12 protein-coding genes are annotated in these 12,897 nt (G+C 34.3%); 7 read left to right on the forward strand and 5 right to left on the reverse strand.

The genetic code is table 11. The features are described 5' to 3' along the window. The first annotated feature begins 82 nt into the window (after positions 1 to 82). The 3 genes from AVL50_RS11015 to AVL50_RS11025 all read left to right on the forward strand — a co-directional run bounded on the left by AVL50_RS11015 (position 83) and on the right by AVL50_RS11025 (position 2,360). A complete protein-coding gene (locus AVL50_RS11015) occupies positions 83 to 808 on the forward strand; it encodes a hypothetical protein (RefSeq protein ID WP_062616550.1) in 726 nt (241 codons plus the stop codon). A gap of 185 nt (positions 809 to 993) precedes the next feature. Continuing rightward, entirely contained in the window at positions 994 to 1,578 is a 585-nt protein-coding gene (locus AVL50_RS11020) for a hypothetical protein (protein WP_062616551.1), read from the forward strand. A 362-nt stretch (positions 1,579 to 1,940) separates the two neighbouring features. Next, the gene (locus tag AVL50_RS11025; RefSeq protein ID WP_062616552.1) at positions 1,941 to 2,360 is read left to right on the forward strand and encodes a hypothetical protein; all 420 of its coding nucleotides are present in this window, start codon (positions 1,941 to 1,943) and stop codon (positions 2,358 to 2,360) included. A 10-nt stretch (positions 2,361 to 2,370) separates the two neighbouring features. Here AVL50_RS11025 and AVL50_RS11030 read toward each other — a convergent pair whose 3' ends face one another. The 4 genes from AVL50_RS11030 to AVL50_RS11045 form a co-directional block, all read right to left on the reverse strand. Continuing rightward, positions 2,371 to 3,198, reverse strand: coding sequence for a putative zinc-binding metallopeptidase (locus tag AVL50_RS11030; RefSeq protein WP_062616553.1), 828 nt, complete (start codon positions 3,196 to 3,198; stop codon positions 2,371 to 2,373). A gap of 203 nt (positions 3,199 to 3,401) precedes the next feature. Beyond that, positions 3,402 to 6,038: a hypothetical protein gene (locus AVL50_RS11035; protein WP_157491276.1), complete on the reverse strand. Its 2,637-nt coding sequence runs from the start codon at positions 6,036 to 6,038 to the stop codon at positions 3,402 to 3,404. 194 nt (positions 6,039 to 6,232) lie between these two features. Further along, positions 6,233 to 7,780 carry a sulfatase gene (locus tag AVL50_RS11040; RefSeq protein ID WP_062616555.1) on the reverse strand — a complete coding sequence of 516 codons (1,548 nt, stop codon included), beginning with the start codon at positions 7,778 to 7,780 and terminating at the stop codon, positions 6,233 to 6,235. A 3-nt stretch (positions 7,781 to 7,783) separates the two neighbouring features. After that, the gene (locus tag AVL50_RS11045; protein WP_062616556.1) at positions 7,784 to 9,610 is read right to left on the reverse strand and encodes an arylsulfatase; all 1,827 of its coding nucleotides are present in this window, start codon (positions 9,608 to 9,610) and stop codon (positions 7,784 to 7,786) included. A gap of 249 nt (positions 9,611 to 9,859) precedes the next feature. Here AVL50_RS11045 and AVL50_RS11050 point away from each other — a divergent pair, with 249 nt between their 5' ends. From AVL50_RS11050 to AVL50_RS11065, 4 genes are all read left to right on the forward strand, one after another. Next, the gene (locus AVL50_RS11050; protein ID WP_062616557.1) at positions 9,860 to 10,306 is read left to right on the forward strand and encodes a DUF523 domain-containing protein; all 447 of its coding nucleotides are present in this window, start codon (positions 9,860 to 9,862) and stop codon (positions 10,304 to 10,306) included. Positions 10,307 to 10,408: 102 nt separating this feature from the next. Next, positions 10,409 to 11,323, forward strand: coding sequence for a carboxypeptidase-like regulatory domain-containing protein (locus AVL50_RS11055; RefSeq protein ID WP_062616558.1), 915 nt, complete (start codon positions 10,409 to 10,411; stop codon positions 11,321 to 11,323). 142 nt (positions 11,324 to 11,465) lie between these two features. Continuing rightward, positions 11,466 to 11,891 (forward strand): hypothetical protein, encoded by a 426-nt coding sequence (locus tag AVL50_RS11060; RefSeq protein WP_062616559.1) that lies wholly within the window; start codon positions 11,466 to 11,468, stop codon positions 11,889 to 11,891. A gap of 108 nt (positions 11,892 to 11,999) precedes the next feature. Beyond that, on the forward strand, positions 12,000 to 12,557 hold the full coding sequence (locus AVL50_RS11065) for a hypothetical protein (protein ID WP_062616560.1): 558 nt from the start codon (positions 12,000 to 12,002) through the stop codon (positions 12,555 to 12,557). A 108-nt stretch (positions 12,558 to 12,665) separates the two neighbouring features. On the opposite strand, the gene AVL50_RS33335 is transcribed toward AVL50_RS11065, so the two are convergent. After that, on the reverse strand, positions 12,666 to 12,897 hold a 232-nt coding region (locus AVL50_RS33335; protein WP_172826814.1), incomplete at its 5' end, for a hypothetical protein.

Here is a 12,897-nt window from a genome sequence, read left to right on the forward strand (position 1 = left end):
TAGTGTGACTTATCAATGATTATCATTTAATAACTATAGTTTTCAATTGAACTTGATACTTAAAACCAACGAACAACTCTTCATGAAAAATTTTAATTTATTCATTATCAGTTTTGTATTCTTTTTTTCATTAGATGTAACAGCACAGACCGATTTTGTAAAAGGTGTCCTCAAGACAAATTACAGCACACTGACAGGGTATGTAAGAATCTCCAAAAGTGTTGGACATATAGTCAAAAGCAAAAACAATCCATCACAATTTGCCATTAAAAAGCAGGCATTAAAACATAAAGAAACCTATACAACAACAAGTTATAATAGTTTTACTGGTACTACTTCTACTTTGCAACGCACTTATTATTTTCCTATTGTTGGCTTAGAGCAGAATATTTATTTTACAAGAGATCTCAGTGAACCCTCTCAAAGGTTACAAGCCTACAGATGCAAATCTTTTGAAGATGAAAAAGGAAATTATTATGAAGTGGTAAGAGTTCCTTTGCAAGTTGAAAACAGAACTTATATGGAGGAAAAGTCCGATAAAGAAATTGCTGTGATGGGGTTGAGGATAGTAAATGGCCTTGTCAGTGTCTATCAAGTCCATTATAGAAAACATGAATTGTATGTTTTGAAAAGAAGTAATCAGGATGATGCTTTTACTACCAAAAAGAAAGAAATTAAGCCGCTTTTACGTCGATATTTTTATGATGATGAGGAATTGTTGAATAAAATTGATGAGATAAAGAAATGGGACCTCATGACTGTCATCAATTTGGTAAGTAGTTATAATGAACGTAATGATAAGTATTAAATAACTTTGGCTTAGCACTCTACATGAAATAAATGTATAATATAATGGCTAAAATAAAAAAAATGCATTAAGCGAGTCTAATAATATATAAAATACAATAGATTAACCTCATTAACAAAAGCTATGTAACTCAATTTTTTAATCCACGTTAAATCAAACGAATGAATAATTAATGTAATTTATATATGAGTAATAGCTACAGTGCTCCTTATCATAAGGTTGTTTTGGTTTTTCTCCTTGTGACACTTTCTACTTTACACCAAGTACAAGCACAGACTACTGTCTTGCAGTTGGCAGGTTGGGATAATTCAGTTGAATTTTCAGCATGGCAACAATTAGGGAAAAGTGATTGCAGGCATTGGTTGAATGTTAGGGCAGGTGTAAACGATTGGATGTCACCTGCAGGTGCTACAGATGTAAACTCTAAACGGATGAATGGAAATTATTCTCTTTCATTGGGATATGGTTATCAGGTTTCAGACAAAATAATGCCTTACCTCACTATTAGAAAGGATATGAACAAGTTAGAAAACATTGGTTTTGTGACTGGTGTGGATATTCAAACGAATAATAGATTTAGTTACACTGTTGGTTTTACTTCCACACATGATATCTATAAAGATTGGAACCGAAGTAATGCGTGGGTTGATGTGTATTACAAGCTGGGTAATAATGGGTGGAAAATAGGAGTGGAAACTGCAGTTGATATGAATGGGGATGTTGGTTTTTTATGGATGATCAATAAATCTATCAATTGGGCCAAGCATTAATATACCCCAAAAACTATTGGAAAACTGTGATACTAGAATGGATAAAGTGGTTATGTAGAGACGCTTAACAGTAGGAAGATTTCTTAATGTTAAGTGCTACTATGAGTTAAAATTGTATGTGATTAGAAAAAAGAAACAAACACAATGTGTGTTTGAGATTGTGATTTGATCATAAGGTTTATTTTATAATCCATTATGATTTTTTGAAAACTGCATAACTGTTCTCTTACAGTGAAGGTCATCATTTACGATGGCCTTCTTCTTTTTCTTCTTTTTTGACTGAAAAATTATTCGAGTACCATTTGAACTTAAAAGTAAAAAAAAATGTATGTATTAGTAGATAACCAAAAACTACTTTTACGATGCAATTGAAAAACCACTACCACTGCAATTTCTGTGATTTTGATTTAGATGAATTTCCTATCATCAAGGTAACAACAAATGTCCATGAACCTTCTGTTGAAGACATTTATGGTTACCAAATTCTAAAAAGAGAGATTTTTGATCAAATCAAACAAGAGGTAGTCTTCATTTTTGACACAACATCTATCAAATGGATGGGATCAGAGGCTCGAATTGCATTAGGCGAGGGGGTAAAACACAGTGAAAAGCATTATTCAGGTATCATTAAAAAAGCTTATATGGTGATACCGAACCTTGTAGCAAACATTCTCTTTAAAGGAGTAATTTTAGTGTCGAACACTAAACTCAAGTACTCTGTGCACAAAACATACAGTGAAGCCTACACAACTGCAAAAGAAGAACTGAGCGTTTTAGTTTAAACAGCACAATTTATTTAATTTTAAAACTTTTCAAATAGGCTGAAGGTATATATCTCAGCTTTTTTCTGATCTCTTCTCTGTATTGAATTAGCTCAGGGTAGCGATAAAAAAATGCAACTTTCTGTTCTTTTATAGTATTTCCGCCTTTTATTTCATCCATCACAAAATATGTCCAAGATTCCGCTATGTCCTCCTCAGGGCTTTCTGCGGCATAATCTGTTACAAAGGACCTTGGTGCATTAAGATAAAAGTCAAACAGTCTATTTTCTTTTTTCCTTTGATTTCTAATTTGATCAATCTTATCCCATTGAAAAAGAAGCTCATCGGGCCAAAATTGAGCTACAAATACATCTAAATAACTATTCTTTCGAGCATAGCCTTCGGAGGTGAGGTAACCCTTTGAGTCATCTTGATACTCATCATCAGTAGGTGCTATTTGAGTGATGTTTAAAGTAAGCAGGTGTCCAAATTCATGAATTAATGTATGTTGATAGTCCACAATTTTTTCTTGATTGGTTTCCTCTAGTTGTAAATCTGCGATATCTACTTCTAATTGCCAATCCTGATTACTATCATTTATCAGAGTCATTCCTCCTAAATCTCCTTCTTTACCATCAGTATAAATTCGAAAGCGTTTTACATATTGATCCATTAAAGGTGTAGGCAATAGTTCCCTAATAAAAGTCCAATAATGTTCCCCCAACTTATTATCATATTGTTGATTGGAGAGGAGTTTGCCATTTTGGATACTCCATATACCTATATCTTTTCCAATTTTCTTTTGTGCAAATAAGTTGAAACTGATGAAAATTAAAATGAAAAGGAGCTTGATTTTCATAACTGATGGGTTGAAATTGTTTTGTAAAGAAGCATTTTAAATAAAAACTTATGTACCTTAATTTAAGAAAAACGAGAAAAATAAAATAGATGGTTATGATGAAGTTGTGTTGTTTTTAATTGAAAAGAAAAAATCCCCTTCCCGAAATCCAATGAATGGAAACGAAAAAGGGGGGAAGTAGTCACAAGAATTATTTATTCTATTTATCGAAGTTCTTCGTCATATGCGATATAGTAACCTGCTCCATAGGTTGAGCAGTAATACACTCCTTTTTTGTGATAGTCAATTTCAAGGGCATTGATTCTGTCCGATTGAATATTACCCGTATTAATTTTTTTCCAAGTCTTACCTCCGTCTAGTGATCTGTAAATACCTGGGTTCATCATTCCCATGGTTCCATCTGATGGAATAGCTGCAAGAATAACGTTAGGATCGTATTTAGCGGTAGTGACTAAGCTGGCAAACTTATAAGGAATAATCTGTTTCCAATTCCCATTTGATCTTACCCAAACACCACCATTTTTATGATTCCCATCAAAAGTTCCTGCAGTGATATACAGTTTATTGTCTTTTGAGAAATGGATGTCGTGTACACTTACAATTCCTTTTGGAAGATCCACTTTTTCCCAAGTAGTCTTCTTTTTATTCAACTTAAATAACCCACCCTGTTGATTCTTTTTACCCATTACAGCGGCATATAAATCCCCTTTGTTTGCTGGATCATACTCAATTTTTTGTACATGACCTTTTTCAGGCAATCCGTCATTGATTACTTCAAAAGTCTGTCCGGCATCTTTTGTTCTGTAGATACCAAAATCATTGAATTTTCCACCTTTGAATTTCACATTATGTACCACTCTTTTTTGAGGAATGACAAAGTAGAGGTGATCATTTTCGACAGGATCAATGCGTAAATGACTCTGGTGAATGATCATATTCAGAGGATTACCTAATTTATTAGGATCGAAAATTCTACCTTTTGGCGTCCAGTTTTGCCCTCCATCTTTGGTTTCCATCATCTGACCGAAGTAAGCCTGTCTGAAGAACAACGCATACATATGATTCACATCATTAGGATCGATGGCCATGGTTCCAACAGAACATTCTGCAGGTTTTTGTTTATTAGGAATGCTGATTTTGTAAACTGCTTGAGCATCCTTTCTTACTAAATCACCATCGTTTGTAGTTTTGAAAATTGAATTCTCGCCAGCACATAAATAAAGGTGATCTTTGATACGCTCATCTTGAATGATCTCTTCACCCGGCAAGTTACTGTTGCCAGCACCCACCCAATGATGATTACCCGGCTTCGTTTCTTTTTCATCATTTTCTAACCAAGTGTCACCATTATCATTTGAAACACAAACAATTTTAGCCACCTGATACATGATTGTTGTACCATCTGCATTGAATTCTGCCACTGCACCCGCTTTACGGTCATAAGCATCACGCTCTTCCCATTCATCTTGACCAACCCAATCTACATTAATAGAAGTTGGATTATTTCTAGCATCCCAATGCGCTTTATCTCTGCCGTTCCAATCTTTACCATTTCTCAGTGTCACATACCAATGTTTACCACCGTCATCAGAACGCCAAAGCATACCGCCAGGGAATGTGAATTGTGATTTATAGTTATTGATTACCAATAAGTGATTCGGATTAGTGGGGTTCACACGGATCATACTCACTGAATGCATCAATTGCTCAGGCGCTTTTGGGTACTTCTCTTTCGCTTCTTTTGCAGTAATGCCAAACCATTTTCCAAGTGCAAATTTATAATACCCTTTTTGAATGTTTGGATTCTTCAAAATCGCCTTATTGAGAGGCATATCAGAGTTGATATTTACCCAAGATTCTCCTTCATCTTCACTCTTATAAACTCCACCGTTATAGGTAATTGTGTTTCCATTTGGAATGTATTTTACAAGGTCAATCGCATATAAAATCACTTTTTTAGATTGGGCATCATAATACATATCCATAGAACGGATAATGTCATTGTCCATACCATTTTTAGCTTTTAGCTTCCATGATTTCCCACTGTTTTCAGAGATATACAAACCGAAAGTTGTAGCGGCAAAAATTTTATTTGATTGTGCAGGGTGCACAAAGATTCTTGTAATTTGAGCTTTTGCATCAATTCCTTTAGGAGTGACACTTTTCCAAGTTTGACCTTTGTCTGTACTTTTCCAGATTCTAGCTTGATGTCCATAATCTGGGTTGCCGTCATTTCCTTTTCCGGCTTTACCTACTTTTACCTTAGAACCAAATACACCATGAGGATGCTTGTTAGTATGGAAAAAGTGGTTGGAATCTCTAATATTACCTGATCCTGCATACCAAATGTTGTCGTTAGTAGGATCAACTTTGATCGTGTTTACATGAATATTTTCAAACTGAGCACTAACCAATTCATTGATTTTCCATGTCTTTCCTTTGTCGTAGGTAAAGTATATGAAATTGGCATCTTCAATAGTACAAATACCAAAATTCTCATCCTGTCTAGAAAACTCAGGAGAATAGATTTCAACCGGACCTCTTCTTCTTGTTCTATACGATGGACCATCAGGATCCATAATACCTTCATACGTTTCACCACGGTCGGTTGAGCGGTAAGAATTACCCATATTCGGACCTTGGTAAACAGTGTTAGGGTCAGTAGGATGCCAATAGATATGGTAGTTGTTTCCTGATCCGCCAGGCCCAAATTGTTGCCATTTTACGGTAGGAGTGGAATCAATGCGAGTATTATCCAGCTTAGAGAAGTCAACATTCCCTTGAGCGAATAGTAGCGAAGTCATCAATAGAAATATATTGAATAAAACTGTCTTCTTCATTTCAAAAAATATCTTTTAAGTAGTCTGTTGTTTTGTGTATTAATTATGCGTATCCCGTAGCCACGTAGCCCGCTACGTGTGTCCGAATAGGGGATAAAATAAGATGTTTAAAAGGTTCCATTTATTGAATATAGATTAAACTTCAACATCTTATTTTATTTTCATCATTTTGCGTAGCAGGTTACGCTTCTACATTAATTAAAGTGATTCTTAGGCTTTTTCCCTTTCATCTGCTCCTCATAAGTACCTCTTAAAAATGGCTTTTTGTCTTCAGCAGAAGAATTTCTATCGAACAATACACCGTACTTTTGGTAATCATGATAAGGCACTGCATTTTCTTTCAACTGTTTCACTTGAGCATCATATAAAGCTCTCATTTTATGCAGTTGCTTTTGGTATTTCTTTTCCGAAATCACATTCGTCATTTCCAAACGGTCTTTCCCGACATAATACAATTCCTCAGTTGGCTTCATACGATCATCTTCGTACTGCCAATAGATGTACTTCCAGTCTTTTGTGACTACTGACATTTCTTGAATTTCGTCATTGCCAAAGAAGTTCATCAATGGAATATGATCTCTTTTGATTCCTTTTTTCTTATTCATTAATGGAATAAGGTTTTCACCGTCCATATTATTAGGAATATCCAAACCGGCCATTGTTAAGATAGTAGGAGCAATGTCAATACTAGAAGTAATGGTTTCTCTTTGACCACCTTTTGTTTTCATTCTTGGGTCAAAAATCAATAAAGGAGATTTAGAAGCCTCTTCATAAGGCAATACTTTTCCGCCTAAATTATGAGCACCGCAACTGTAACCGTTGTCACCTGCATAAATGATGATCGTATTGTCGTCTACACCTAGTTCCTCTAATGATTTACGAATCATCCCAATCGCATAATCCACACCATGAATCAGTTGATTATAACGTTTGATGGCTTCTTGGTAGTTTTCTTCCGTATCTCTCCAAAACTCATACTGTTTGTACTGTCTCCCCGTCTTCGCTTGAGGAGCTAAATGTTCACCATTTTCAGCACCATAGTTGGCCGGTTTTTGATACGTTTTTCCTTCATAAACGGCATCAAAATAAACGTCAGGTGTGAAAGGAAGGTGAGGAGCCTTGAAGCTGATCGACATACAGAATGGTTTTCCTGAATCTTTGGCTTCAGCGATAAAATCATGTGCCCATGCAGCATATGCTCTTGTACTATGAGGGTACTTATCAGCGTATTTTTTGATGTATTTATTTTTGGCTGTTTGGTATTTGGTTTGACCTAAACCTCCTGCCCAAACATCAAATTGATCTACTGGAAGCACGTCCCAATTTTTGTCAGAAGGATCAGTGCCATCAGAAACAGCAAAACCAAACTTACCCGCAAAACCTGTAAAATAACCCGCATCACGAAGGATCATTGGGAAAGACATTTGGAAAGTTTCTTTCCTCATTGGTCCATGCTCAAAATTACAACCTGTTTTGTATTCAAACATCCCCGTCATATAGATGGCTCTACTTGCCATACAGATCGAAGTAGTGTTGTAGTGATTCATAAATTGAACACCAGTTTCAGCCAATTTATCCATATTAGGTGTCACCACTTGATCATTCCCATAACAGCCCGTAGCGATACTTGTGTGATCGTCAGAAAGTAAGAAGATGATATTGGGACGTTTATTTTCTTGGGCAGATAGTGATCCTATAGTACCAAAAAAAATCACCCATTGAAGTATATATTTTAGTTTCATTGCTTATTTTTCTTTTGATATATAAACATAAAATGCTGAAATGTCTTTTTTATTCTCATCAGTGAATTTACCCACCAATCTTGCTTTTCCTTCATTCAAATAAACTCTAAATGAAGTTCCTTTTGAGGTCATATCCACATCTTGCTTTACACTTAATGCATCGATCTCCAGCATTGCTTTTTTAAGAGGCATTACTCTACCTTCAGGACGTGCGATGTACCATGGTTGAGTGGTACCCAAAGCTTCAACTTCTGAATCAAAACTTAACCCAGACTCTTTTGGCCATCTTGATAAAGTGATAGTATAATATCCTTCTTCTTGTACATCAATAGTCCAAAATCCATCATCAGTCAAAGCCGGTTTTTTACCACTTAATGGATCACGAATTAGGTCTTGATTCCAAGCTAATGGTTTATCCGAATGAATATCGTGTACCGTCAAAGCTGTTTCCTCAATTCCATCAACACCTACCTTATAATACTCAAATTTACTGAAGTCTTTGGAAACATGCTCCCACCATTTTTCATAAGCGTTTCTCATTTCCTTTACTTTTTCTGGATGAGCAGAAGCAATGTCGTTTTCCTGGCCGACATCTTCTCGGATATTATAAAGTTCTTTCCCATTAATAAGACGCCAATCATTGTCCATGACAGCACTTAATTTCCATTTGACAGGGTGTTGCGTTTTATTCTTATCCAATACAGCATAACGAGAAGCCCAATCTTTTCCATCACCGTAAATCAATGGAGATACATTTTTGCCATCGTATTCCGTATCCTTCGGTTTTTCTAATCCACAAAGCTCAATTAGAGTCGGTAAAACATCATAACTCATCACTAACTGATCAATGGTTTTGCCTTTTTTCAGTTTACCATTTTTCCAATACATAAAGAATGGTACTCTGTGTCCTCCATCATAATGCGAACTTTTCAAACCTTTCATATTGGCATTGAAACCGTATTCTTTTCCATCAATTTTTCTCCAACCGTATTGTGTACCGTTATCTGTTGTAAAGATCAGAATTGTATTATCAGCGATTTTAAGTTCTTTCAACTTCTTCTCTAATCGAGTGATATTATCATCAATATTTGTGATCATACCATAATACGCTTTCTGAAAATCTAAAAGATCATTCTCGTCTTTATAGAGGTTATAATACTCTTCGGGAACGTTTAGCGGACCATGTGGAGCGTTTGTAGAAAGGTATAAAAAGAAAGGTTGATCTTTTTTCTCTTCCATATATTTCATGGCTTCATCAAAGAACACATCTGTACAGTAACCTTTGAAACGTTCCGGCTTTCCATTTCTTAAGTACACATCATCAAAGTAGTCGTTGTCCCAGAAATCGGGAGTTTGACCAATTCCGCCAGCACTATGATATAAAGCCGTTTCAAAACCTCTATTCTCTGGTAAATAAGGATATGCATCACCCAAATGCCACTTCCCAAAAAGTGCAGTTGCATATCCATTATCTTGAAAAACTTTGGGCATAGCCGTGAATTTCTCTCTTAATAAATTACAACCCGCAATCGTATGCCAAACACCGGCTCTATGTCCTTCCATACCCGTCATCAGAGCTGACCTAGAAGGAGCACAAGTAGACCCCGCATGGAAATTATCAAAAGCAACGCCCTGATTTTTTAATCGATCCATCGCAGGTGTTTTGATGATTTTATTACCATGTGCGGCAATGTCACCATAACCCTGATCGTCCGTAATGATTATAATTACATTAGGTTTATCTGTAGGTTTCTTATCATCTGACCTTACTTCTTTATGGAAGACCATTAGAGCAAACAGGCCAAACAAAAGTTTATTCCATGTTCTCATTCGACATTTCATTTCAATTGTTCGAAGAATAATAATTTATGTTGGCAAGGTAGTGTGAGAACAACACCTCATTTGTGTACTCTTATGTTAGAAATGACCAATTAATTTTATTACCTCCTAATTTTTAGTTTTTACACCCTTTTTTGCAGAAAATATCCTCATGATTTTCATTTCAAATATGATTATTTACAGATTATCCTTTTTTTTGTATTGAAATTAACCATTATAATCTAAGCAGATTCAACCAAAATGACTCCTAAATATATTATCAGTTCATGCCTTGTGGGGGTAAAATGTAGATACAATGCCACTTGTTCATCCACCGTCAATTTAGAAAAAATGATTGAAACAGGTGAGGCCATTCCAGTTTGTCCAGAAGTGATTGCCGGTTTACCGACGCCAAGAGAACCTGTAGAAATTCAGCAAACAGATAACGGTATAAAGGTAACGAGCAAGCAAGGGAATGAATACACCCAACAGTTTTTGAATGCGGCAGATGAAGTATTAAAAATCTGTAAGGAAAATAATATCACGGATGCCATTCTGCAGGCAAGAAGCCCTTCGTGTGGGTTTGGAAAAATCTATGATGGCACTTTTTCTGGTAAATTGATTGAAGGGAATGGGGTAGTGGCCGATAAACTTTTTAAAAATGGGGTGAATGTGGTGACGGATGAGGAGTTTAAAAAATGGAGCTGAATTTGACAATAATCCATGAATTGCCTCTTAGGTTTGTGAAGGAATAAGCAAAATAAACCATCTTAAAGTTATAAAACAAAGCAAATTATTACGATTAATGATATGAGTGTAAATACCAATAAATTTCTCTTTCTATTCTTAACTATATCTTTATTATTATTACTTCAAGTTAAGGGACAAATAACAATTAGTGGTACAGTTATTAATTCTGATAATGAGCCAATTGTTGGTGCATATATCTCTGAGGAGGGGACTAAAGATGTAGTGATTTCTGACTTTGATGGAAATTTCACTTTAAAATTGAATGAACCAGCAACCCTTCTGATAAGAACACTTGGGTATGTTGATCAACGGATCTATATGAAGGGTGATACCGACATTACAATAGAAATGAAAGAAGATACTAATCAGATTTATTGCCTTGCCTATTACTATGGTTTAACTTCTGAAACTGGATTTAATTATGGAGCCAGCAATTCTACTTTTGGTATTGAATCCTTTAATGAAATAAGATTTCTTCCATTTATTAATAATTACATCCCAATGAATGCAAATTTGAGATGGAGAAGAAATCATTATCAATCTTATTTCAATCTATCTCTTTATCGGGATAACATTATCCGTTTACATTATCATAAAATAAGTATTGGTTTAGAAGGAAATTTTAAAACTCTAAACTTAGAGAACAGTTATCAAAATCAATATTTGATTGCACCAAGTATTAATCTTCATGGATTTTATTTAGCGGTTGGTTATGCCTATAGAAATCACTCAATGTTTGAGGAGGAAATAAGTCAAAATGGATTAAGATTTAATATTAGAAAAAGCCTTCTTTATAATTTATTTTTTGAAATGGGTGGTGTTTTATGGGAGGAAAATGATTTTCAATGCAATCTAAATCTTAGATATAAGTTGTTAAAGAATAAACTAATTGTTGGGGCAGGTTGGGAAATTATTGATGATTGGCAAGAGTTTGATATATCATTATCTTATAAAATTGAAGCGTTTAAAATCTAAAAAAAATACCGTGAAGCAATTTAAGTTTTTAATTTTATGCACCTTTTCAATTTTAGTTATGAGTTGTCATCAAAAAAATGATGCGAAATTTGGCCGATATATTGGTCTCGAACATCAATACTTTTTAATAAATATCGACTCGATGAAGTCATACAGTCATTTGGCCCAAACAATAGCTGAGAAATCATGTGAGGACATATCATCGACATTAATTTTGAGTACTGATTCAATTGATTATAAACTACATTTAATTAATTGGTGTGAAGCTGATATGTGTTTGTATATCAAAAGAAGAAATACTTTATATCTTAAAAATGATAGTATTTATAAAAGAGTATCAGCCAACTCAGTATCATATCATCAAGATCAGCTAAAAGAAGTATTGGAAATGGAAATCAACAATAAAAACAAACAAAATGAACTAGCAGAAGATATTTCTAAGTTGATACTTTTTTATTCTCAAGATGATTCATCATTACCTATAACAAAGTTGAAATTAATTCACCTTATGAATGTTTATGCTAGCATAGAGGAAGATTCTACGAGTTTAAAAGTATTTCTTCAATAGTATTTGAAGGTGGCTGAGTTTTAAAATTACTCTCTAAAGAAAACTATGAAATATGTATTAATAAACTTCTTTTTGACCTTTTCACTTCTTTCATGTCAAAGTAAAAAAATGCCTATAAAAGATTTGATAAATGAAAATCATGAATTTGAACTCAGTAAGATTGAAAAATCTTATGGTAGTAAATCTCCATATCCTCAATCATGTCAGTTAGATGTTAGTTCATTTGACAGTTATATAGCACTTGTCAGTTATTCTGATTCATTGATTTGTGATTATGAGTATTTTGACCTTTTATTTGAAACAGATTCTGTTGATTATAGTTTAAACTTAAAAGGATGGTGTAGAGAAACAATCGATATAAAAATTAAAGAAAGAAATGTCTTAATTTATACCAATGAAATACTTTATAAACAGAGATCAGGTAAACGATATATGACTTTTTCAAATAAAGATTTAAGATCTATTTTAGAAAAAGATTTAAATAACAATGGGGAAGAAAAATGGTTAAGTGAATCAGAGAGAAAGCTCCTTATTTTTTATAATCAAGTCGATCCCTCATTAGACCTTATGAAATCAAGAGTGATAGATTTAATGGAAACCTATTCGGAGATATCACCTGATTCATCACTATTGAAGGTATACTTGTTTGATAAACTCATTAAATAAGTTTATAATTCAGTATATCAATTATTGATTTAAATTTATTATTCATTGTTATCTCCCATCACAAACCCATGAATTAATTCTTATGGGTTTGTGATGGGGGAAGAAAGACTACAATTCTTCTTCTTTAAAAGTCACATACCAACCACTGCCATAGGTTGAAACATAAAATTTATCAGGGGTATAATTGTCAATGGCAATATCATTAATACGGTCCGATTGACCGTTTCCTTTATTTATTTTTACCCACGTTTTTCCTGCATCTTTGGAAAGGTAAGTACCGGGGTTTTTTCTTTTGTTACTAACGTTCGGTAGGGTAGAGATGAGGATGACATTATGATCA

The sequence above is a fragment of the Flammeovirga sp. SJP92 genome, from assembly GCF_001583495.1.
Classification (GTDB): domain Bacteria; phylum Bacteroidota; class Bacteroidia; order Cytophagales; family Flammeovirgaceae; genus Flammeovirga.